This is a genomic window from Chelativorans sp. M5D2P16 (assembly GCF_034427935.1).
Taxonomy (GTDB): domain Bacteria; phylum Pseudomonadota; class Alphaproteobacteria; order Rhizobiales; family Rhizobiaceae; genus Chelativorans.
The window spans coordinates 57719-79000 of record NZ_JAXQNM010000039.1 but is presented as its reverse complement, the minus strand read 5'-3'; the positions used below and the strand labels follow the sequence as shown (position 1 = coordinate 79000).

22 protein-coding genes are annotated in these 21282 nt (G+C 63.3%); 11 read left to right on the top strand and 11 right to left on the bottom strand.

The window, feature by feature from the left end; all coding sequences use genetic code 11:
- Positions 1-297: 297 nt before the first annotated feature.
- Genes SIN08_RS20015 through SIN08_RS20000 form a run of 4 tightly spaced genes read right to left on the bottom strand, consistent with a single transcriptional unit; the run spans position 298 to position 3882 of the window.
- Positions 298-1623 (bottom strand): TRAP transporter large permease subunit, encoded by a 1326-nt coding sequence (locus SIN08_RS20015; protein WP_322453380.1) that lies wholly within the window; start codon positions 1621-1623, stop codon positions 298-300.
- A complete protein-coding gene (locus tag SIN08_RS20010) occupies positions 1623-2204 on the bottom strand; it encodes a TRAP transporter small permease (RefSeq protein WP_322453379.1) in 582 nt (193 codons plus the stop codon). Before SIN08_RS20010 ends, SIN08_RS20015 begins: the two co-directional genes overlap by 1 nt.
- Positions 2205-2259: 55 nt before the next feature.
- Entirely contained in the window at positions 2260-3279 is a 1020-nt protein-coding gene (locus SIN08_RS20005; RefSeq protein WP_322453378.1) for a TRAP transporter substrate-binding protein, read from the bottom strand.
- An 18-nt stretch (positions 3280-3297) separates the two neighbouring features.
- Positions 3298-3882, bottom strand: a complete 585-nt coding sequence (locus SIN08_RS20000; RefSeq protein ID WP_322453377.1) for a gluconokinase — start codon at positions 3880-3882, stop codon at positions 3298-3300.
- Between the two features lie 124 nt (positions 3883-4006).
- Here SIN08_RS20000 and SIN08_RS19995 point away from each other — a divergent pair, with 124 nt between their 5' ends.
- The gene (locus SIN08_RS19995) at positions 4007-5035 is read left to right on the top strand and encodes a LacI family DNA-binding transcriptional regulator (RefSeq protein ID WP_322453376.1); all 1029 of its coding nucleotides are present in this window, start codon (positions 4007-4009) and stop codon (positions 5033-5035) included.
- A 241-nt stretch (positions 5036-5276) separates the two neighbouring features.
- Here SIN08_RS19995 and SIN08_RS19990 read toward each other — a convergent pair whose 3' ends face one another.
- Complete coding sequence (locus SIN08_RS19990) at positions 5277-5705, bottom strand: RidA family protein (RefSeq protein ID WP_322453375.1); 429 nt, start codon at positions 5703-5705, stop codon at positions 5277-5279.
- A 948-nt stretch (positions 5706-6653) separates the two neighbouring features.
- Between SIN08_RS19990 and SIN08_RS19985 the strand changes: the two genes are divergently transcribed.
- The 3 genes from SIN08_RS19985 to SIN08_RS19975 all read left to right on the top strand — a co-directional run bounded on the left by SIN08_RS19985 (position 6654) and on the right by SIN08_RS19975 (position 7867).
- Positions 6654-6797, top strand: coding sequence for a hypothetical protein (locus SIN08_RS19985; protein WP_322453374.1), 144 nt, complete (start codon positions 6654-6656; stop codon positions 6795-6797).
- Between the two features lie 500 nt (positions 6798-7297).
- On the top strand, positions 7298-7507 hold the full coding sequence (locus tag SIN08_RS19980; RefSeq protein WP_322453373.1) for a cold-shock protein: 210 nt from the start codon (positions 7298-7300) through the stop codon (positions 7505-7507).
- 114 nt (positions 7508-7621) lie between these two features.
- Positions 7622-7867, top strand: a complete 246-nt coding sequence (locus SIN08_RS19975) for a hypothetical protein (RefSeq protein ID WP_322453372.1) — start codon at positions 7622-7624, stop codon at positions 7865-7867.
- A 1174-nt stretch (positions 7868-9041) separates the two neighbouring features.
- Here the strand turns inward: SIN08_RS19975 and SIN08_RS19970 are convergent.
- Positions 9042-10046 (bottom strand): helix-turn-helix domain-containing protein, encoded by a 1005-nt coding sequence (locus tag SIN08_RS19970; RefSeq protein WP_322453371.1) that lies wholly within the window; start codon positions 10044-10046, stop codon positions 9042-9044.
- 225 nt (positions 10047-10271) lie between these two features.
- On the opposite strand from SIN08_RS19970, the gene SIN08_RS19965 reads away from it, so the two are divergent.
- The 7 genes from SIN08_RS19965 (at position 10272) to SIN08_RS19935 (ending at position 15340) form a co-directional block, all read left to right on the top strand.
- Positions 10272-10718: a hypothetical protein gene (locus tag SIN08_RS19965; RefSeq protein WP_322453370.1), complete on the top strand. Its 447-nt coding sequence runs from the start codon at positions 10272-10274 to the stop codon at positions 10716-10718.
- Positions 10719-10747: 29 nt separating this feature from the next.
- Entirely contained in the window at positions 10748-11071 is a 324-nt protein-coding gene (locus SIN08_RS19960; protein WP_322453369.1) for a c-type cytochrome, read from the top strand.
- A complete protein-coding gene (locus SIN08_RS19955; RefSeq protein ID WP_322453368.1) occupies positions 11068-12351 on the top strand; it encodes an NAD(P)/FAD-dependent oxidoreductase in 1284 nt (427 codons plus the stop codon). The genes SIN08_RS19960 and SIN08_RS19955 overlap by 4 nt, the downstream gene beginning before the upstream one ends.
- Before the next feature lie 255 nt (positions 12352-12606).
- Positions 12607-12975 carry a DsrE family protein gene (locus SIN08_RS19950; protein ID WP_322453367.1) on the top strand — a complete coding sequence of 123 codons (369 nt, stop codon included), beginning with the start codon at positions 12607-12609 and terminating at the stop codon, positions 12973-12975.
- Between the two features lie 192 nt (positions 12976-13167).
- A complete protein-coding gene (locus SIN08_RS19945) occupies positions 13168-13776 on the top strand; it encodes a sigma-70 family RNA polymerase sigma factor (RefSeq protein ID WP_322453366.1) in 609 nt (202 codons plus the stop codon).
- On the top strand, positions 13773-14006 hold the full coding sequence (locus tag SIN08_RS19940) for a zf-HC2 domain-containing protein (protein ID WP_322453365.1): 234 nt from the start codon (positions 13773-13775) through the stop codon (positions 14004-14006). Before SIN08_RS19945 ends, SIN08_RS19940 begins: the two co-directional genes overlap by 4 nt.
- Before the next feature lie 50 nt (positions 14007-14056).
- Positions 14057-15340: a MerC family mercury resistance protein gene (locus SIN08_RS19935; RefSeq protein ID WP_322453364.1), complete on the top strand. Its 1284-nt coding sequence runs from the start codon at positions 14057-14059 to the stop codon at positions 15338-15340.
- A 124-nt stretch (positions 15341-15464) separates the two neighbouring features.
- Here SIN08_RS19935 and SIN08_RS19930 read toward each other — a convergent pair whose 3' ends face one another.
- From SIN08_RS19930 to SIN08_RS19910, 5 genes are all read right to left on the bottom strand, one after another.
- A complete protein-coding gene (locus SIN08_RS19930) occupies positions 15465-16532 on the bottom strand; it encodes a sn-glycerol-3-phosphate ABC transporter ATP-binding protein UgpC (RefSeq protein WP_322453363.1) in 1068 nt (355 codons plus the stop codon).
- Between the two features lie 58 nt (positions 16533-16590).
- Positions 16591-17433, bottom strand: coding sequence for a carbohydrate ABC transporter permease (locus SIN08_RS19925; RefSeq protein WP_322453362.1), 843 nt, complete (start codon positions 17431-17433; stop codon positions 16591-16593).
- Positions 17430-18305, bottom strand: a complete 876-nt coding sequence (locus SIN08_RS19920; protein WP_322453361.1) for a sugar ABC transporter permease — start codon at positions 18303-18305, stop codon at positions 17430-17432. Before SIN08_RS19920 ends, SIN08_RS19925 begins: the two co-directional genes overlap by 4 nt.
- A gap of 67 nt (positions 18306-18372) precedes the next feature.
- Positions 18373-19617, bottom strand: coding sequence for an extracellular solute-binding protein (locus SIN08_RS19915; RefSeq protein WP_322453360.1), 1245 nt, complete (start codon positions 19615-19617; stop codon positions 18373-18375).
- 67 nt (positions 19618-19684) lie between these two features.
- Positions 19685-21217, bottom strand: coding sequence for an alpha-N-arabinofuranosidase (locus SIN08_RS19910; RefSeq protein ID WP_322453359.1), 1533 nt, complete (start codon positions 21215-21217; stop codon positions 19685-19687).
- Between the last annotated feature and the right edge of the window lie 65 nt (positions 21218-21282).

Below are 21282 nucleotides of genomic sequence, written 5' to 3'. Positions count from 1 at the left end.
TCAGAGCGTTAGCGCATCACAAGGCATCAAATCCAATAATCATTTGCACTCCAGCCTATAGCGAGACGAAATACCATGCCATGGACAGCAGCGCCGTTCGAGCTGGCGGAGCGTAGACTTTACGGGCGCGGTGCATGTGCACGGTACCACCAGCCACTCCTCCTTTGCCGGAAGATTTGAACGCTATCGACTATGCGACGCATATCGCCAGCTCGACGGCTGCATGGAATTTCCGCTGACGCACCTGGTCGAGCCGCTCCGATTCCGAGACGGTGGGCAAGTCCGTTAGCGCGTTTCCTATCTGCCGGTTATCCCAGGGAAGGCGATCAACAGTCCGACAGCCAGAATCTGCAGACAGATAAAAGGCACCAGCGCCTGGAAGATATTGCCGAGCGAGATCTCCTTCGGCGCCACGCTCTTCAGGTAAAAGGCAGCGGGCCCGAAAGGTGGTGTGAGAAAGGATACCTGCATGTTCATGGCAAAGAGCACGCCGAACCATACCGGATCGTACCCCAGTTCCACCACCACAGGCACGAAGATCGGCATTGTGAGCAGCGCGATCCCCACCCAGTCGAGGAACATGCCGAGCAGGAACAGGATCGCCATCATGACCAGGAGGATAACGGTCGGGTTTTCCGAGACGCCGGTAAGCAGACCGGAAACGAAGTCGATGCCGCCCATCAGGTTGAAGACGCCGACAAGAGCGCTGGCGCCGATGCCGATCCACACGATCATGCCACAGGTCGACAGTGTCTGAAGCGCCGCCCCCTTCAGCATCTTCAGCGAGAACTCGCCACGGATCACGGTCGACAGGAGAACGCCGGCCACGCCGACCGCGGAGGCCTCCGTCACCGAGGCGATGCCGCCGTAGATCGATCCCAGCACGAAGATGACGACCATGATCGGCAGGATGATGCCCTTGAGCAGCGTCAGCTTCTCCGAAAGCGGCCGCGGATCGGGCTCCGGCGTCGGTGCGAGTGAAGGCTTCAGCCAGCAACGCACCAGCACATAGGTGACGTAGAAGCCGGCCAGCATGAAGCCGGGGATGAAGGCCGCCGTGAAGAGGTCGCCGATCGAGACATTGGCTGTCAGACCGTAGATGATCAGCACGATCGACGGCGGGATCATGGTGCCGAGTGAGCCGCCCGCGCAGATCACGCCGATGGCGAGGTTGCGGTCGTAACCGAGGCGCAGCATCTGCGGCAGGGCGAGCAGGCCGAGAAGCACGATTTCCCCGCCGATGATGCCGCTCATGGCGGCCAGAATGACGGCCACGAAGATGGTCTGTACGGCCACCGCGCCGCGCACGCGCCCGCCGATCAGTTTCATGGCGTCGAACAGGTCGCGCGCGATACCGGAGCGGTCGAGCAGCGCCGCCATCAGCACGAACATCGGCACCGACACGAAGACGAAGGATGAGACGAAGGAATAGACGCGGCTCGTTATCAGCGGCACCGCGGCGGGGCCGAACCAGCCGATGGCGAAGATCAGCGCCACCAGCAGCGTCACATAGGCGAGCGGAATGCCGACCAGCAGCAGCCCGAACAGAAGGGCGAACATGGCGAGGGTGCCATATTCGATGCCGAGCGACTTGAGGTCGAACAGGAAGTCGAGGCCTTCCATCAGGCGGAATCCCCGCCGCGGAAGGCGGCGCGCAAATGATTGACGCTGAGGATGAGGAACTGCAGCGCCATCAGCCCCAGGATGAAGAGCAGGAACAGTTTGAGATAGGCCGGATAGGCCGGATCCCAGGCGCTGCCCGAGGTCTCGAAATGGATCGAGCCGTCGGGGCGGAAGATGGCGCGCCGCACCATCAGCCAGGCCGCCCAGGCGAAGAAGCCGCTCGACACCATGCAGATAAGGGAGATCACCGCGTCGAGCACGCGCCGCGCGCGTCCCTGCGCCAGGTCGTAGAGCAGAACGACGCGGATATGCGTGTCGCGCGCCGTGCAGTAGAGCCCGCCATAGACGAAGGCGGTCGCCGTCAGGAAAACCGTCGTCTCATGTGCCCAGATGGTCGGGGCGTTGAAGACATAGCGCAGGATCACTTCCTGGATCAGGATCAGCATGGCGGCAACGATACCGACAGCGAAGATGATGCCGCCCCGGTCCACCAGCCGGCCGAGCCAGCCGGCCTCTTCTATGGCGCGGTGGCGGTCCGTCTCGACTGTCGCCTCGACACGATGGCTGTCTCCATCCGACATGCTTCCTCCCGAACGTGCGGGCGGCGGCGGGCCTGTCCCGCCGCCGTCCTGCCTGTCAGTCCACCAGGCCCTTCTCCTGGAGATAGGCCGTCAGCTGGTCGTAGACCTTCTGGGCTTTTTCGGACTTGGCGGCGACCTTCTCCCACTCACCCTGGGCGATCTTGCGGAACTCGGCGCGCTCCTCCTCCGACCAGTCGTGGACGGTGATCTCGCCGCTTTCCTTGGCGGCCGCGACCGCCTCGGCATCGTTCTCGGCGAGCGCCTTCACCTGGCGCTGGGCGAACTCGGCAACGGTCTCCTCGAAGGCGGTCTTGATGTCGTCCGGCAGGGCATCCCACTTCTCCTTGTTCATGGAGACCTCGACCAGCGGCATCGAGTGGAAGCCGGGATAGACCGGATGAGGGGCGACGTCGTTCAGCCCCTGCGCCTGGTTGGTCGAGAAGACGGAGTAGTCGGCCGCGTCGATCACCCCCTTGTCGAGCGAGGTGAAGACCTCCGAGCCCGGCAGGTTCACAGGCGTCGCGCCCGCCGCCGCGAACACCTGCTGTACCAGCCCTTCCGGCGCACGCATCTTCAGACCCTGAAGATCGTCCACGCCTTCGAGCGGCACCTTCGAGACGAAGGCCTCCAGGCCCGGCGTGGTGGCGCCGATGAAGTGCAGGCCGTAGGGCTCCAGCAGCTCGTTCATCAATTCATTGCCGCCGCCTTCCGACATGAAGTCGAACATCTGCTGCGGTGCCGACCAGGCGCCGACCGGGTTGGCGATCAGACCGAAGGCGGGATCCTTGCCGGCGAAATAGGACGTGTCGGTGATGTGGCCGTCGAGAATGCCGGCGGCGATCGCGTCCTGCGTCTCGTTGTGCTCCACTACTGAACCAACGGGCAGAAGCTCGATCTTCACGTTGCCGTCCGTTCTCTCGGCAATCGCTTCGACCCAGGTCTGCTGCAATTCGAAGTTCGGATTGCCGGACGGATCGCTGGACTGGAATGTGAAGCTGTATTCCTGGGCCGTGGCAGCGCCCGAAAAGGCAAACACGGCGGCCGCCGCGCAGGTAAGTTTCAGGAAGGGTCTCATTGTGCATTTCCTCCGATTTCAGATTCTTTGCTTTTCGTTGCCCGCAGGGTCCGGACCTTGCCCGTTACTGCCGACGTTGGCAACGTGACGCCGGCAGAACCCGGAAGCCGCTTGCACGACCACCCCGACACTGTCCGCAACATCGAGGCGCAGAAGAGGAAAGCCTTCCTCCCCGTCGGGTGCTTGCAGGTCGTTGAGCTGGCTTTCAAGCAGGCTGGGCGGCATGAAGTGGTCACTGCGCGCGGCGAGCCGGTGGCGGATGAGCGTCGGTTCACCGTCGAGATGGATCACGGCAATCGGCCCGACCCGCTGGGAAAGCAGCGCACGGTAGGGCTTCTTGAGCGCCGAGCAGGCGATGAAGACGGGCCGCGGATCGCCGGCATTGAGCCGCTCGACCTCGCTGCAGATAGCGCCGAGCCAGTCCCACCGCTGCGCGTCCGTGAGCGGCACCCCGCTCGACATGGCGCGAACATTTTCGGGGGAGTGAAAGCCGTCGCCTTCCACGAAGCGACCGTGGCAGGACTCGGCGAGCCGGCGCGCGATGGTCGACTTGCCGACGCCGCACACGCCCATTACCAGCACATTCCTGCATTGCTTCGACACACCCTCCTCCCGATGCGCGTGGTCCAGACGGACATGAATGTTAGCGCTGCCACCTACTGTTAGCGCTAGCATCTGTCAAGCTTCTCCTTTAAATTCATTGCAATTACTGTAGGAGGATTGCCAATTGGCAAGCGAATTCAAGAAGGTGACGCTGTCGGACGTCGCCGGGCGCGTGGGTGTTAGCGCAATCACCGTCTCCCGCGCGTTGCGCACGCCGGATAAAGTCTCGGTCCGGCTGCGCGAGGAGATCGCCTCCGCCATCGCCGATCTCGGCTATGTGCCCGACCCCGCCGCGCGGGCGCTCGCCTCCAGCCGCACCGACGTCATCGGCGTCGTCATCCCCTCCGTCACCAACAATGTCTTCTCCGACGTGCTCCTCGGCATGTACACGGCGATCGAGGAGACTCCGTTCTACATCCAGCTCGGCAACACGCGCTATTCGGCGCTCAAGGAGGAAAATCTGCTTCGTCTCTTCCTGCGCCAGAAGCCGGCCGGCCTGATCGTCACCGGCATCGATCAGTCCGAGACGTCGCAGCAGATGCTCGAGGCCGCTCCCTGCCCGGTGGTGCAGATCATGGAGATCAATGAGAACCCGATCGACCTCATGATAGGGTTCTCCCATTACGAGGCGGCTCGCATGGCAACCCGGCATATGGCTGAGCAGGGCTACCGCAAGCCCGCCTTCGTCGGGGCCCGCATGGACCCCCGCTCGCAGCGGCGCTTTCGCGGTTTCCGCGATGCGGCGGCCGAGGTGGGTCTCTTCTCCGAAAAGCGGGTCATCACCACCGCCACCTCCTCCTCCGTCAGCCTCGGGGCGCAGCTCTTCGGGGAACTGATCGGCCAGGCGCCAGAGGCGGACGCCGTCTTCTGCAACAATGACGACCTGGCGCTCGGCGTTCTGTTCGAGGCCCAGCGCCGCCGCATTGCGGTGCCGGAGCGGCTGGGCATCTGCGGCTTCAACGATTTCGAAATGATGGCGGCCGCCGAGCCACCCGTCACCAGCGTGCGCACCTTCCGCAACGAGATGGGACGGCGGGCCGTGGAGATGCTGGTCGAGGCGATCGACGCGCCCGGCCCGCGCGAGCGCCAGGTGATCGATCTCGGCTACGAGATCCGCAAGCGCCGCAGCACGGAAGGGCGCACCGCCGCGTAAGGCCTTCAATCACTCGGCCAGGAAGCGATCGTACCAGCGATCTCCTGTTCCGCCGGGACCGTCGGGGCCGCGAGGTCGGCAAAACATTCCCAATAATCCCGGGGAGCCTCGTGAATCACGATGTAGTCAGGATGCGACCGGCCACGCCGGAAAGCCGCGCCAAAATCACCGATCCCGAATCCGCCATCCCCGTCATCAGGGCAAATCGCCCGCTCCGACGTCTTTGCCGATCATGCCCTGTTCAGCCGCTTTGATCGCTGCCATTTCGGCGCGATTCCCTGTCGGGGATACGGGCGATCACCTTGATTTCAAAGTCGAACCCAGCCAGCCAGTTCACACCGACTGCGGTCCAGTTCGGATATGGGGGCCGGGGAAAGATCTCGTTCTTGACCATCATAATGGTCTCGAACTGGTTTTCAGGGTTGGTATGGAAGGTTGTCACATCGACGATGTCGTCGAAGCTGCAGCCGGCCGCCGCCAGGGTCGCCTCAAGATTGGAGAAGGCCCGGCGAACCTGTGCGGCAAAGTCCGGTTCCGGCGTGCCGTCGGCACGGCTGCCGACCTGTCCGGAAACGAACAGCAGATCGCCCGAACGGATTGCGGCGGAATAGCCATGTGCCTCGTAGAGCGCATGGCGGTTCGCAGGGAAGACAGCGTCGCGCTGTGTCATGTGATGGTCCTTCTATATATCTCCGCCCCGCATTCCGATCGCCTGACCGTCAGCATCCGGGACTTCACAGGAGGCAAGCATGTATTGACATACGCATCGTATCTGAATGCCTCACATACGCGACGCATGTCAATGCAGATACGCAACGGATCTGAATTCGGGGGACAATGGCTCCGTAGCGCCGGGCAGAAACAATGGAGGAGAACCGTGCGAAGCCGATCCAGGCTGCGCGCAAAGCCCTTATAGAGGCTTCCTGCCGCCTCGATGAACGAACTCAGGGCGGATGTCGGTCCAACGAGAGGCGCGCCCTCTATCACAAGATATTGAGATCATACCTGTGCAGAGGCCGACCGGAGAATGGGCCAGACGCGATACCGGAGTAACGGCGCGATCGAAGGCGCAAAGCGGCCGGGCCTCAATTGGAACGCAATCGTAGTATATGGAGTATTCGTTGATTTGGCCGAAATGGCTTTTCCGCGGTGTCAGAGGCCTCCGACCCGCCATCTCCTTCCGGATCCTCGATAGACAAACGCGCCGCGTGACGGTGCGCGTCGGAATTCGACAATTCGCACCGTCTGCAACCGTCGCGGTACAACAGATGATGCGATTGTCCCCGACGAGCGCCAAGCCGCACCAGCGAGCGATTGCGAGAAAGCATGACTGCTTCAGCCCACCAAAACCATGCGCGAAAGCGCTCGCCTGAAACGGCGTCCCATCTGTTCCGTATCGGACAGATGGTCCAGATGAAGTCCCGGTTCGGCGTCTCCCCGACAACCGCAGAATTCTATCGCGTCACCGGAACGCTCCCGCCGAGGGACAACTCTCCGCAATACCGCATCCGCAGCGACGACGAACAGCATGAACGGGTAGCGACGCAGGATGCCCTCAAAGCCGCCGGCCTTCCGCCGTCCGGGAACGGCACAACCCTCATTGAAAGGACTTTCGGCAATGGCCAAGGGACAGAAACGCAGCAACCGCGAGCACCGAAAACCGAAGCAGGAGAAGGCCCCGCCGAAGCCTGAGAATTCGTTCGCCAACCAGCTCAAGCCCGCGGCGGACACCAACGCGCCTCGCCGCAAGGGCGGAAACTGACTCGCCGAAGACTGCGGGAGGCACGAAGGAGAGGCAAAGCAAGTACGCATGTTCCGGACCACATCAATCTCGATGATTTCGGAGGCATGCTCATGAGGCTGGCCTTGACCGGTGCCATCGTGCTCCTCGTCTACATCCTGCTTTCAGGGGGCTTCCAGTGAAACGATCCGTCCGGCATCGACAGCCGACTGGTTTGCGAACTGAACGATCCTCGAAACGCCGACAAACCCACGCCACAACGCGAAATGCCGATAGTACGGTGTGAACCCGTCCGATCCGTGGTCAGTGTCCTCGGGGATGCGAGGTTTATTTCCGTGGGTACCTTGTTTCGACGACCTTTCAAGCTTATATTCCGGACATCGATCTTGCTTGTCGAACTTTGTTTCTGGCGCGAACCGCGTCATCTGCGATCTTCCTCTCTCAAAATCGATCTGAACCGTTTGCCGCGCATTCCGCACGGTAAGCAATTTTGTATGACCGATTGAAAAAAGGAAATCGCCATGAATACCGGAACCGTAAAGTTCTTCAATGCGACCAAGGGCTTTGGCTTTATCGAGCAGGGTAATGGCCAGCCGGACGTGTTTGTCCACATCTCGGCCGTCGAGCGCGCCGGCATGACCTCGCTTGTTGAGGGCCAGAAGCTCGGCTTCGACGTTGTCAAGGACAATCGCAACGGCAAGAGCGCGGCCGAAAACCTTCAGGCTGCGTAACGAGACCGCGCTTCTGGTCTTTGACCACGGATGTACTGGCACTGATTATCGAGGCGCATAGGAAAGGCCGGGTTCGCCCGGCCTTTTTGCTTTTTCGGAACCGAGGACAAAGACATGAGTCGCTCCGCCACCAAAGACAACCTGTTCAAACCCAAGCCGTCCAAGGCCGAAACCAAGGCCGACATCACGGACCACACCGCGCGCGCGATCATCGGAGATGAAGCGGCGCGCCGCGAGGCCAAGACCGCGAGGCTCCGGCAGGCGCGGCTGGAAAACGAAGCCAAGTCGTCCACCCCGGCTGCGCCTGGGAAGCCCCGGCGAAGCAGGGCGGCGAAGCAGGGTTCCCGTTCGTCCTCCTGACAGCGACGATGATGCACGGACGCTCAGTCCAAGCGGATGTCGAGCACGGAACGCATTCCACGCTTGCTCAGATCGGCTATCGGCGGGAGGCGCTCCCCCGACAAATGCCACGATGGCCGAAGCGGCGAGCCAGAGCCACATAACCACCGAACGTCCGTACTCAGGCTAGGACGCCGCCCGGGCCGCTCGCAGGCCACCGCCAGCGCCCCCGGCCTCCGGCCGGGCGGTTGTAGCCCATCCCGCCCTCTCGACAATGCCCTTGCGGCTGAAGCCATTCGCGCCCTTCGGCTCCGCGAGCAACGCGACGGATCGCGGATCGGATTGGTCAGCTCCTTGCAGTACGGTCTCAGGCTCGCGGCAACGGCCACAAAAGCGCGCCCGGTCGCGTGCGAAACCTTCCGTTAGCGCGGATACAATACAGCGAGTCATATATCGTTATTTAGGCAGTGAATATCCTCGTGCCGGCCTGCGAATGCTGATAAAGTCAGCATCGTCGACAGCTTCATTCAGGGCGCTGCCGATTGAGGGTGACCATCGCACCCCTTGCCCCGACATGAAGGAGGGCGTCATGCTTTGCAATAGTATCACCAGCAGCACCTGACGCCAGCCGACGTTGCCGCCCCGTTGGTCAGGAATTCCTGTACGGCGCGGCCATGAGGCCGAACTTCTGGCCGCTTTCGATTCCCGTTGATCCCCGCCGCGCGTAAGGATGCCGCAGCATGAGATATCTTTCCCGGCTGAATGCCGACCCGACCGTTTGGCTGCTCATTCTAATAGCTGGGGGTGTGATCGGGACGCTTCTGTACGTTGTCCTGACAAGCATCACCTTTTAGTCGCTTTGGCGGCTGACCATGGACCGAATGAGCAACATCATCACTCTTCACGGTGCCAGGTGCTGGAAGGGACCTGCTCCACAGCGAGCGTTTCGACGGCTTCTGCCCCGTTTTCTCCGACAGTGATTTCGCCTGATTGAAGCGCGGTCTCGTTGCTCTTCAACAACCAGCGTGGACCCCGACTTCTTCACGAAAGCCGGCCTCGGCACCCTTCCCATGCCCGGCGAATGATCGTGCGCCGGAGCATCGTCGACGTTTTGGCTTTCCTGCGTCTACGCAGTGGAAAGCAGCATCGAACCCATTGCCAGCGCACCAAGTTCATCAAGTCCCGCAGCCCGGGATCATTCGGCCGCATCCAGAAATTGCGACGTTCCCGAGCCTTCGACCCGCGGCATATCACCGGCCGGCAGCGACTTCCGGCGCCGTGCCTCTCCAGGTGTCATGCCGTAGTGCTCGCCGAAGCGGCGATAGAAGGTCGACAGGTCGTTGAAGCCCGAGAGAAAGGCGATCTCGGCGATCGACAGGTGATCCGAAGCCGGGTCTTGGAGGAGCGTCAGGCTTTTCTCCAGGCGGCGACGGGCGACGAGATCGGCAAAGCCATCCGCCATGTCCTCGAGCAGCGAGTACAGCCAGCGTGTCGACATCCCGAGATCGTGCGCCGCGCGCTTCGCCGTGCAATGCGGATCGCACAGATGGGCCTCGATATAGGCGAGGACCCTCTGGCGCTGATGAGCGCGGTAGTTGTGGCGTCGGGCCGGGCGCGATTTTCTCTCCGTTTCGATGGCGAGGCCGACAAGGCCGCACAGATGCGTAAGCAGACCTTGCTGGACGCTGCGATCGAGCTGATCTGCTTCGCGTGCAAGCTGCCAGGCATGCTCCGCGACCACCTTCATCAGCCCCTTGCCGGCGGGAAGAAGCAGCGCGGGACAGACATCGCGCACCGGCAGGAAGGGCGCGATAAGCGCCTCGGGAAAGCTCCATCTCAGGAGTCGGCAATCGACCGGAGAGACCACCTGGGACGGCTCCGCAATGTCCACCAGCATGACGTCGCCGGGTCGCTGCGTGGCAGTGCCGCCCGCCCAGCGGTAGATGCCGTATCCTTTGAGCAGAAGAACCACATGGAAGCGATGAGGGTTGTCCCCGGCCGAGCCATCTTGCGTCACCGTGACGGGTGGGGATTCGATCTCCGCCACGACGGCGTCGGCGAGCGTCCGCTCTCTGATCCAGAGCGCCTCCGGCCGGTCGCAACGGGTCTCGATCGTCCCGTTCCATAGTGCGGGAGAGCGGTGGGTTGCCGGCAGCCGCATTGCCGGTTGGCACGGGCGCGCGGCAAAGATTTCGGTCATGTCCTGCTCCTCCTCTTTGTTCGGCTGTTGGCGGCAAAGGACGCAACGCCGTCGAAAAAGTTCCCGGGCCGCACTCAGGTACCCTGCACAAATCGCGAAGCCTGCCTTCCCGAAACGCCAAGACACACCTTCGACAAAGCAGCTATGCCCCGAGACAGCAAACAGGCCTCGGCGGCAGCACCGCACGACGACCAGGTTTCAACAACCAGTAGGAGGAGAAAAGAGGTGAAACGGTTTCTTGGCATGACCGCAGCGGGCGCTCTGGCGCTTTCTCTGGGGCAGGCAACGGCACAGGAGAGCGGCCCCTTTATCGTGAGCGACCTTACACAGAGCCCGGACGAGGCCGTGGCCGCGATCCGCGACCATGCCGAATCCCATGACGACTGGCTCTACATGGCCGAGTTCGGCCTGGCCGGTGGCAAGGTGACGGCGGTCAAGATCTGTTACGCGCCGCTCGGCCCGGACATCGTGGCGGCGGGCTGGCACGTCATGGCGATGATGCCCTGCGGCCACCTCGCCTTCTACGAGGAGGACGGCCAGTCGCGCATGTCCAGACTGGACCTGGACTTCATGACGGAACTCAATCCCGACCCCAATCTGGAGGCGGCGGTAAAAAAGGGGAAGCCCGCCTTTGCCGAGCTCTTCGAGGCGACGCTGCAACAGGCGCGTTGATCGCAGCGCAGGTGAGGGAGACGGGACCCATGTGCATAAGGCGATCGGCGGCGGCCGGGCTCGGTCTTCTCCTGGCCTGCGGCTTCCCCGCGTCCGCCACGGACCGGGATACGGTGTCTGCGCTGGCGGCGGGCTGCGCAAGCTGCCATGGCACCGAGGGCCGCTCACCGGGCGCCATACCGCCGCTGGCGGGCACACCCCGCGCGGTGCTGACGGCCAAGCTTTCTGCCTTCAAGGCAGGCGATGATCCCGACGCCACCATCATGTCGCGCATCGCCGCCGGATACAGCGACGACGAACTCGAGGCGCTCGCGCGCTACTTCGCGAACCTGACGGCGGAGGAAGAGCAATGAAGACGCGACGCGAGACCCTGTCCCTGCTCGGCGCCGCCTCGGCCGCGGCTGCTTCGCTCGGCCTTCCCGGCGTCGCCCGCGCCCAGGCCGGCCGGGTGGTCATCGTCGGCGGCGGCTTCGGCGGCGCCACCACGGCGAAGTATCTCAAGCAGCACGACCCCGGTATCGCCGTCACGCTGGTGGAGCCGGCGGAGCGCTTCTACACCTGCCCGTTCTCCAATCTCTATCTTGCAGGCTTGCGCGACTTCGGCGCGATCGGCCACGGTTTCGACGAACTCCGCGCCCTCGGGGTGGAAGTGATCCGCGATATGGCAGGAGACGTCGACGGCGCGGCACATCGGGTGCGGCTCGCCGGCGGCGCGGAACTCGCCTACGACAAACTGGTGCTGTCGCCCGGCATCGACATGCGCTGGGACGCCATCGAAGGCTATGACGCGACCGCCACCGAGGAGGCGCCGCATGCCTGGAAGGCCGGTGCCCAAACCCGCCTTCTCAGGCGTCGGCTCGAGGCGATGGAAGACGGCGGTGTTTTCGTGCTGGTCGCGCCATCCAATCCCTTCCGCTGCCCGCCCGGGCCCTACGAGCGCGCGAGCCTCGTCGCCAACTACTTCAAGCGCGCCAAGCCACGCTCCAAGATCCTCATCCTCGACGCCAAGAACGCCTTCTCCAAGCAGGGCCTGTTCACCGCCGGCTGGAAAGAGCTCTACGGTGACATGATCGAGTGGGTGAGCCAGTCCGACGACGGCCGGGTGATCCGCGTCGACGCCGAAAGGCGCGAGGTTGAGACCGAGTTCGGCGGCCGCCACCGCGCCGACGTGCTCAACGTCGTCCCGCCGCAGAAGGCCGGCCTGATCGCCGAGCGCGCCGGGGTGACGGACGAGTCCGGCTGGGTGCCGATCGAGCCCGAGACCTTCCAGTCGCGTGCCGTCCCCGACATTCACGTGGTGGGCGACGCCACGGTGGCCGCGCCCATGCCGAAGTCCGGCTTCTCCGCCAGTGCCCAGGGCAAGGTGGTCGCCGCGGCGATCGCCGCCATGCTCGACGGTCGTGCGCCGCCGCCGCCCGTCTGGACCAACACCTGCTATAGCCTGCTTTCGCCCGACTACGGCATCTCTGTGGCCGGTCACTACAGGTTGGCCGACGGCGAGATCGCGGAAGTGCCGGGCGCCGGGGGCCTGAGCCCCGCCGATGCCGATTCGGCCTTCCGCCGTGCCGAGGCCCGCTACGCCGCCGGCTGGTACGAGGCGATCACGCAGGACATCTGGGGCCGGCGGTGGTAGCCCGTCGCATACCGCCGCGCGTCCTGAAAAGACGGGGAAAACCAACAAGCGCGGCTCGCTATTTTTGCCCCCATCGCGCCTGCGGGCCTTCTCACGCGAAGGCAGGCACTGATCGCTATGCGCATATCGCCAAACCTTGCTTCCCCGATTGCAAAGACGGGCCTCAGCCAGGGCCGGTATCTAAAATGAAATCCCGGGAACGCCCCGCAGACGCAAAGACCGCAACTTCAAGCAAGGATCACAAGGAGGAAAACGATGGCCAATCCGACCGAAGAACTCGTCGTGCTGATGACCCACGGCGCCGACCACGAGGTTTCGTCCGTCGCCTTCACCATCGCCAATGGCGGGATGACGGCCGGCCTCAAGGTGTCGGTGTTCCTGACCAGTGCCGCCGTCGATCTGGTGCGCAAGCGCGCGGTCGACATGACCCATGTGGAACCGCTGGAGCCGCTTCCTTCGCTCATCAGCGACTTTCTCGAACGCGGCGGCACGCTGTGGGCCTGCACGCCTTGCGTGAAGGCGCGCGGCTACACCGAGGAGGACCTGATCGACGGCGTCATCGTTACAGGCGCAAGCCCCATGCACGAGCGCATCAAGGCGGGCGCTGCGACCTTGAGCTTCTGAGCAGGGAACGCGAAGCAGCCACGCGGCGGCAGGTTGGCGAGGAACGCGCCGATCCCGCCGCCCTGAAGAAGAAGCAGTCCACTTGGGCCAGCCGGAATGCGGCGTGAAAAGCGTATCGCATTCGGCCGCCAGGGCATAAAGTGGCGGGAACAGCCGGGACCGGCGGCGGCCTCGGCCTTGGGCAACGGAGCGATGAACGAAGCCCGTAAGAAGCAGTCAGAGTGTCCGCCTCAAGCCTTCTTCGAGGCGGAAGTGGAGCGTCTCCTGGACCGGCTCTACGGAACCGCCCTGCGACTAACGCGCAACCGCACCGATGCCGAGGACCTGGTCGCCGAGACACTCGCCAAGGCCTGGGCCACGCTTCCCAAGCTCAAGGATCGGCAGGCTTTCGAGAAATGGGTTTTCCGCATCCTCGTCAACGGCTTCATCAGCGAGCGCCGCAAGCGGCAGGCGCGGCCGCGCGAAACGCAATGCGGGCAGGACGGCTTTTCCCTGTTCGAGAAGGTACATCAGCCCTTCCTCCTGTGGTGGGGCAATCCGGAGCAGGAGCTTCTGGACAAGCTCCTGCGCGAAGACATCGAAAGCGCGGTGGAAGAGCTTCCGGAGGAATTCCGGCTGGTGGTGATCATGGTTGAGCTGTGGGGTCTCAGCTATGCCGAAACGGCAGAGACTCTCGATATTCCCGTCGGCACGGTGCGTTCCAGGCTCGCCCGCGGCCGCAGCCTTTTACAGGCGGCCCTGTGGCATCAGGCGGGCGAAGCGGGCATAGCGACCTGCAATGCGAAAGGGGGTTCCCGATGACGCAGGACCTGCGCTGCGAGGAGGTGATCGACAAGCTCCTCGAATATCTCGACCGCGAGTTGGATGCGGAGACCGACGAGGCGCTTGCCCGCCACATGGAAACCTGCCGGGCCTGCTTCACGCGGGCGGAGTTCGAGCGGAAGCTGCGCGCGCGCGTCAACGAGACCGGCAAGGTAAAGGCACCCGAATCCCTGCGCCGACGCGTCCGGGCGATCGTCGAGCACTACTGAACACATCAAGGGACACGGCGCCGAGGCTCGAAGAAGAACCGGAGGGCGATATGGTTGCGATCCTGGGATTCTCGAAAGAACAGATCAGAATGGCCGTGCAAGCCATGTATGGCAGTGTGGCGGACGATCCGCACCAGGGCTTCCATTTCCCCGTCGGCCGTCCGGCCGCGCGCGCCCTTGGCTATGCCGAAGAAGAACTCGACCGCCTCCCGCAGGCTGTCGTGGATCGCTTCGTCGGCGTCGGTTATCCCTTCCGCGCCAGCGTCATCAGGCCGGGGGATACGGTGCTCGACATCGGCTCGGGCTCGGGAACCGACACGCTGATCGCCAGCCGGCTTGTCGGGGAAGGCGGCAAGGTCTATGCGCTCGATATCACGCCCGCCATGCTGGCCCGCTTAGCGGAAACGCTGGACGAGGGCGGGATCGAGAATGTCGAGACCATCGAGGCGGATGCCGAGCACATTCCCCTGCCCGACAATTCGGTGGACGTGGTCACCTCGAACGGCGCGCTCAATCTCGTCCCCGACAAGCGCAAGGCATTTGCCGAGATCTTCCGCGTGCTGAAGCCCGAGGGACGCGTGCAACTTGCCGACATCGTCATCGGCAGGCCGGTGCCGGTCGGCGGGCGCGGCGACCCCAAGCTGTGGGCCGAATGCGTGGTCGGTGCGTCGGTCGACGAGGATTATCTGGAGCTTTTCCGCGAGACCGGCTTCGCGGATGTGGAGGTGCTCTCGGAATTAGACTATTTCGCCGAAAGCCCGAGCGCCGACACGCGCCGCATCGCCGCAGGTCTCGGCGCACGCTCGATCGATGTCGTCATGCGCCGGCCGGTCGAAGCGAAGACGCCGGCCATCGTCAAACGCGTTGCGAGCCGCCTCCACCCGAGGCGCCTGCAGGTGGCGATCGGTGGACGGGGATTGTGGGGAGCATTGGCGGCCGCGGCTTCGCTAATCGCCTGCTACGGCACGCTCGCTTTTTTGGGGCTTCTGTCGCTGATGGGCATTGCCCTGGCGCTTCCCGAGGGCACGTGGGCGGCAACCATTGTCGGCGCCGCCGTCCTGGCGGTCATCGCCACCGCCTTCAACCTGCCGCGTCACCGGCAACCCTGGCCCTTGCTGGCGACGGGACTCGGCGCTGCCCTGATCGCCTACGTCATGTTCTGGAACTACAATCCGTTCGTCGAGGCGTTGGGCTTTGCTGTCCTGATCGGCGGTGTCGGCCTCGATCTCTATCTGATTTACCGATCCGAGTGCATCCCGAGCGAACGTAAAGGCTTCGGCCGCGATGCTTCAGCCGGGTCGGTGATGATGCCCCACCACGGCAAGGGTGAATGATGACGGCGCCTCCGGTGTGCGGTCAAGCCTGCGGCGTTTCATCCGCCAGTCAGCCGTAAGGCGAGCTTGCCAAGACAATGCTCGCTCGCATGGAAGCCGGCCCGCTCTTCGGGATAGGACCCGGTCACGAGGCAAGCTTTTGCTGCGTCTCGGCGTTGAAGATATGAAGCTTTTCCATCGGAATGCCGAGCGCCACCTCACTGCCCTCCTCCAGGTCGAGGCGCTCATGAAAGACTGCGGTAACGGTGTTTCCGCCGACGGCGAAGTTGACCTGTACGTCCGCCCCGGTTGGCTCGACCAGTTGCACCCGCGCTTTGGTGCCTCCTGTCGCGAGCACGATGTCTTCAGGGCGCAGGCCGAGGATGACCGTCCGGCCCGCTTCGACGGGCAGCGCCCGTGGCAAACGGATCGTGCCGCCATTCATCAATTGAAATGCCAGCGGATCGTGGTCGCTCACGCGGCCCTCCAGAAGGTTCATCGCCGGCGACCCGAGAAAGCCGGCAACGAAGACATTTGCCGGATCGTCGTAGAGGTCGAGCGGCGTGCCGATCTGCTCCACATGGCCGTCGCGCATCACCACGATCTTGTCGGCCATGGTCATTGCCTCGATCTGGTCGTGCGTCACGTAAACCGTGGTCGTGCGCAGCTTCTTATGCAGTTCGCGGATTTCGCTGCGCATCTGGACCCGGAGCTTGGCATCCAGGTTCGAAAGCGGCTCGTCGAAGAGAAAAACCTTGGGATCGCGCACAATGGCGCGACCCATCGCCACGCGCTGGCGCTGGCCGCCGGAGAGCTGGCGCGGATAGCGCTCGAGCAAGGGCGTCAGGTCCAGGATCGCCGCGGCCTCGCGCACCTTGCGGTCGATCTCCTCCTTGCGCGCCTGACGCATCCGGAGCGAGAAGCCCATGTTCTCGGCGACCGACATATGCGGATAGAGGGCATAGGACTGAAAGACCATTGCGATGTCACGGTCCTTCGGGTGGAGGCGCGTCACGACCCTGCCGTCGATCAGTATGTCGCCCTCCGTCATGTCTTCCAGCCCGGCGATAAGGCGCAGAAGTGTCGACTTGCCGCAGCCCGAAGGACCGACAAGGACGACGAACTCGCCGTCGTCTATCTCGACATCGATTCCGTGCAGGATGCGCACCGCGCCGTAGGACTTGATCGCGTGATGGATTTTCAGTGGTGCCATCGGTCAGGGGTCCGGTATCGTTTCAAACGGAGAGCGGGTGGTGTGGCAGCGCCGGTCCTCATCCCTTGACCGCTCCGGCGGTCAGGCCGCGCACAAGATGGCGCTGCAGGAGCAGCATGATGACGACGATGGGAAGCATGATGCCGATGGCGCCGGCGGCCGAGAGGGACCAGGAGGTGATGTCTTCACCGCCGAAGGAGGCGATCGCCACCGGCAGGGTTTTGGTATCGACGCCGGTCAGCACGAGAGCGAAGAGAAACTCGTTGTAGGAAAGCAGCAGACTGAACAGGGCGGCGACCGTCATGCCCGGCCGCGCCAGGGGCAGGATGACGATCCGGAATGCCTGCCAACTGCTGCAGCCGTCGATCGCCGCCGCCTCGTCCAGATCGCGCGGGATCTCCAGGAAGAAGCCGTGCATCAGCCAGATCGTGAAAGGCTGGTTGATGGCGACGAGAGCCAGGATGAGCAGCGGATAGGTATCGATCATGTGGAGATAGCTGCCCATCACGAAGAACGGGATCGCCAGAAGCATGTGTGGAAACATGCGGATCGTGAAGAGCGTGCTCAGTATCGGGCCGGCACTGCGCCTTGGAATGCGCGACAGCGCATAGGCGGCGAGACTGCCGGCTGGCACGGATATCAGGACCGTTCCCGCCGATACGATCAGGCTGTTCATGAGAAAGCGGACGAAGTCGTTCTCAAGCCATACCTGCCGGTGGTATTCGAGCGTTGGTTCGAAGATCAGCGTCGGCGGGATGGTGAAGGCGTCCGCCGGATCCTTGAGCGACGTCAGCAAGGCCCACAGGAGCGGCACCAGATTGAGTATCGTGAAGATGCTCAGGGCGAAGAACACGAGAAGCCGTTCACGGCGCCGCCGTGCGAAATTGTCCGTCTTCCTCATATGTCACCCGCCCTGTAGATGCGGTTCAGGAGCTTGTTGAAGCTGAGCAGCAGCACGGCGACCACCACGAGCGTGATGACGCCGAGCGCCGACGCCTTGCCGACCTGCAACATCCTGAAGCCGAGCTGATAGGTGTACATGGTTATCGTTTCGGTCGCCGTGCCCGGACCGCCACCGGTGAGGACGTAGATGATGTCGAAGAAGCGGAAGACATCCATCAGCCGCACGGAGATGGTGAAAATGATCGCCGGAATGAGGGCCGGTATGATGATGTGCCGCAGAATGCGCCAATTGCTTGCGCCATCGATCTGCGCCGCCTCGATCAGCGCATGGTCGAGGCCCTGAAGCGCGGCATAGAGCACCATCATGATGAGCGGCGTGAATATCCAGGCATCGGCGAAGATGACGCTGAGCTTCGCCCAGAATGGATCGCCCAGCCAGTCGGGCGGCGTGATGTTGAAGGTCAGCAGCGTTGCATCGAGCAACCCCCAATTCGAAGCGAGTATCCACTTCAGGAAAAGCGACGCGACCACCGGCGTGACGATGTGGGGCAGGAACAGCAGAACCGAAAGCACCTTGGCGCTGCCGTGCAGCCGGTAAAGTCCGAGGGCCAGGGCGAAACCGACGACGAATTCGAGCCCGACGGAACCGAAGGCGATGATGATCGTCGTCCACATCGACGCCCAGAGCCGCGCCTCGGTCAGGAGCGCGACGTAATTGCCGAAGCCGACGAAGCTCCGCTCGTCGGAGCCGAGATAGTAGTCGAAGAAGCTCAGGTAGAAGGCATAGGCGAGCGGCCAGAGCAGGACCACTGCAAGCAGTCCAAAGCTGGGCAGGAAGAAGAGCCACAGACCTCTTTGCCAACGCACCATCGTGCAATTCCATCAATGAAAGGCGGGGTCCGCGGCCGGAAGAGGCCGCGGGCCGCTGGACGGTCGATCACTTGTAGTAGTCGCGCGAGCGAAGCAGCTCTTCCGTTTCGGCGGCCGCCTGGTCGAGCGCCGCCTTGACTTCGACCTCGCCGGTGACGGCCTGCAGGATGTGCCGCGTCACGATCTCGCCGACATCCAGGAAGTCGGGCATGGCGGGAAACGCCTTGCCTGTTTCGAGTGCCCTGCGTGCCGCCGGGTACCACCGGTACTGCTTCGCCAGTTCCTCGTCCTCAAGCACCGAAAGGCGCGGCGGCATGGCGTACCGGGCGCCCTCGCGCATGCTTTCCTCGCTCGCCGCTTCGGCAAGCATGCGGAACATCTCTTCCTTGTCGGCGGAGGAGAACTTGGAGATCGCGAAGCCGTCATTGGCCAGCCGCGCCCCACCGCCTGGCGGGGCCACCCAGTCGATCTGATCGACCACGCGTGATTGCTCGGGATTGTCCATCGCCGCGGCGCGCGTAAACCACTGCAGCCCCATGGCCGCAAGCCCCTGCTGCAGATTGATGGTCGACTCGTCGTTGGCGTGCGAGGTGAAGCCGCGCGGCGCGTACTGCGTCATCTCCTTCATCATGGTGATGGCCTCGACGCCCGCCTCGTTGTTGAAGATCGGCCGCCATTCCTCGTCGAACCAGCCGTCGCCGATGGCATTGATATACCAATGTGCCTCGTTCAGCGCAGCGTCGACGGGCTTCAGCGACATGATCGTGCCCGCCCGCCTTGGTGTATCGAGCTGGGCTGCGGCGGCCATGTACTCTTCCATGGTCGTCGGCGGCTCGATGCCGGCTTCCTCGAAGAGATCCGAGCGGTAGAAGAAAAGTTCCGTGTTGGTCATGATCGGCATTGAGTAGATGTGCCCGTCGTAGCTGACGGAATCGATCACCGAGGCGGGAAAGTCATCGAGATTGTACTCGTCCTTATATTTCTCCCAAAGCTCATCGAGCGGCTCGAGCCAGCCATTCGCCGCGAAGCGCTTGAGCGACGTGTCGTTCAGGTAGACAACGTCGATGGCGTCCGACTGCGACGACATGGTGATGGACGCGAGTTCCATCTGGCGGTCGATCGGCATCAGCTCGACGGTCACCCGGCCGTCAGGCAGCGCCGCCTGCATCTGTCCGGTGTAGTATTCGAGCGCCGGCTGCCGATGGCTGACGATCCGGATCTGCTCCTGTGCCGGCGCTACCGCCGTTCCACCAGCCAAAACGGCGGTGGCGATGGCCGTGGCAGCAACGGCATTCACGTGTTTGCTGGTCATTGCTTTCCTCCTCTACGCCAGTTCCAACCTGGTCCCTGCCGGTCACCTCCCGTTCGACCAGGCTCAGTCAGCCGTTTCGCCCTCCGGGACGCCCGACATCCAGCCGGACGACATGGTAGGACAGTGCGGGCAGCTTGCCGCGCAGATGGCCATCCTCTACGGCGACGGACGCTCCGGGCACCATGCTGATGCGGTCCGGCGCTTCGGGGCCGTTCGTCTCCAAAAGGTCATGGCCTTGCATGGTCTTGTGCATCCTGAGGCCGAGCCCGTCGAAGCCGGTCAGCGACACGTTCACGTCGATCGGCTCGTGAAGGTGCCGGTTCACGGCAAAGACCGTGACGACCTCAGCCGCGCGATCGTAGGTGACGGCGATGTCGAGATAGGGCACGTCGTCGGCAACGCGGCAATCGTAGGTCGGCCCGTCCACTGCGACGCGGAGCGCCTCGCCGCGCCCATAAAGGCTTGCCATCTGGTAAGGCCAGTAGATCGTCTGACGCCAGGCCGGCCCCCCGCGCTCGGCCCGGATCGGCGCGATCACGTTCACCAGCTGCGCGATACAGGCAATCTTCACCCGGTCGCTGCGGCGGATGAACTCGTTCAGCAGTCCGGCCACGAAGAGCGCGTCCTCGAAATTGTAGGTCTCCTCGAGCAGTTCAGGCGCCTCGGGCCAGTTCCAGCGTTTGATGCGCTCCTTGTCCTCCGCACGCTTGTGGTACCAGACGTTCCACTCGTCGAAGCAGATGAAGACGTCCTTCTTGGCGCGCTTCCTGGCCTTGACATAGTCGATGACGCCAGCGACGGACTGGATGTAGCGGCCCGTCTCCTCGATCTTGGCGAAGAAGTTCAGCGTGTCGCGGCTGTTGTTGCCGAAATATTTGTGCAGCGAGATGTAGTCGACATTCTCGTAGCACTCCTCAAGCACCTGACGTTCCCAATCCGGATAGGTCGGCATCTCGTCGTTGGAGCTGCCGCAAACGACGAGTTCGGCGCCGGGCGTGATCGCCCGCAGCGCCTTGGCGGTCTCGTCGGCGAGCCGCCCGTACACACGCGCCTCCTTGTGGCCGATCTGCCACGGGCCGTCCATTTCGTTGCCGAGGCACCACATCCTGACGCCGTAGGGCTCCTCGATCCCGTGCCCGCGGCGCAGATCGGACCAGTAGGTGCCCGACGGGTGATTGACATATTCCACGAAATTGCGGGCATCCTCCAGTCCGCGCGATCCCAGGTTCACCGCCAGCATCATCTCGATACCGGCTTCGCGTGCCCATTGAGCGAACTCATTGATGCCGACCCGGTTCGTCTCCTTCGAGCGCCAGGCGAGATCAAGGCGCACGGGACGCTCCTCAACGGGACCGATCCCGTCCTCCCAACGGTAAGCGGAGACGAAGTTGCCACCGGGATAGCGAATGGCGGGGATATCGAGGTCGCGGACGAGGGCCAGCACGTCCTTGCGGAAGCCGCCGGCATCGGCTTCCGGATGACCGGGCTCGTAGATGCCCGAATAGATGGCACGTCCCATGTGCTCGATGAACGCGCTATACAGGCGATCATCGATGGCCGCGATCCTGAAGTCGCGATGGACGGCAGCACGGACCTCCATTCCTCCTCCCCATCAGTATCGAAAAAGCCGATATAGAATAGTAATTCTGATATTAAAGACGCGAT

Bases quoted from the DNA above. Each gene is read 5' to 3' on its own strand.
- SIN08_RS19970 (WP_322453371.1), bottom strand. From the start codon at position 10,046: ATGACCGAAATCTTTGCCGCGCGCCCGTGCCAACCGGCAATGCGGCTG.
- SIN08_RS19950 (WP_322453367.1), top strand. From the start codon at position 12,607: ATGGCCAATCCGACCGAAGAACTCGTCGTGCTGATGACCCACGGCGCC.
- SIN08_RS19960 (WP_322453369.1), top strand. From the start codon at position 10,748: ATGTGCATAAGGCGATCGGCGGCGGCCGGGCTCGGTCTTCTCCTGGCC.
- SIN08_RS20005 (WP_322453378.1), bottom strand. From the start codon at position 3,279: ATGAGACCCTTCCTGAAACTTACCTGCGCGGCGGCCGCCGTGTTTGCC.
- SIN08_RS19915 (WP_322453360.1), bottom strand. From the start codon at position 19,617: ATGACCAGCAAACACGTGAATGCCGTTGCTGCCACGGCCATCGCCACC.
- SIN08_RS20015 (WP_322453380.1), bottom strand. From the start codon at position 1,623: ATGGAAGGCCTCGACTTCCTGTTCGACCTCAAGTCGCTCGGCATCGAA.
- SIN08_RS19980 (WP_322453373.1), top strand. From the start codon at position 7,298: ATGAATACCGGAACCGTAAAGTTCTTCAATGCGACCAAGGGCTTTGGC.
- SIN08_RS20010 (WP_322453379.1), bottom strand. From the start codon at position 2,204: ATGTCGGATGGAGACAGCCATCGTGTCGAGGCGACAGTCGAGACGGAC.
- SIN08_RS19920 (WP_322453361.1), bottom strand. From the start codon at position 18,305: ATGGTGCGTTGGCAAAGAGGTCTGTGGCTCTTCTTCCTGCCCAGCTTT.
- SIN08_RS19935 (WP_322453364.1), top strand. From the start codon at position 14,057: ATGGTTGCGATCCTGGGATTCTCGAAAGAACAGATCAGAATGGCCGTG.
- SIN08_RS19910 (WP_322453359.1), bottom strand. From the start codon at position 21,217: ATGGAGGTCCGTGCTGCCGTCCATCGCGACTTCAGGATCGCGGCCATC.
- SIN08_RS19975 (WP_322453372.1), top strand. From the start codon at position 7,622: ATGAGTCGCTCCGCCACCAAAGACAACCTGTTCAAACCCAAGCCGTCC.
- SIN08_RS19945 (WP_322453366.1), top strand. From the start codon at position 13,168: ATGAACGAAGCCCGTAAGAAGCAGTCAGAGTGTCCGCCTCAAGCCTTC.
- SIN08_RS19990 (WP_322453375.1), bottom strand. From the start codon at position 5,705: ATGACACAGCGCGACGCTGTCTTCCCTGCGAACCGCCATGCGCTCTAC.
- SIN08_RS19955 (WP_322453368.1), top strand. From the start codon at position 11,068: ATGAAGACGCGACGCGAGACCCTGTCCCTGCTCGGCGCCGCCTCGGCC.
- SIN08_RS19940 (WP_322453365.1), top strand. From the start codon at position 13,773: ATGACGCAGGACCTGCGCTGCGAGGAGGTGATCGACAAGCTCCTCGAA.
- SIN08_RS19985 (WP_322453374.1), top strand. From the start codon at position 6,654: ATGGCCAAGGGACAGAAACGCAGCAACCGCGAGCACCGAAAACCGAAG.
- SIN08_RS19925 (WP_322453362.1), bottom strand. From the start codon at position 17,433: ATGAGGAAGACGGACAATTTCGCACGGCGGCGCCGTGAACGGCTTCTC.
- SIN08_RS19930 (WP_322453363.1), bottom strand. From the start codon at position 16,532: ATGGCACCACTGAAAATCCATCACGCGATCAAGTCCTACGGCGCGGTG.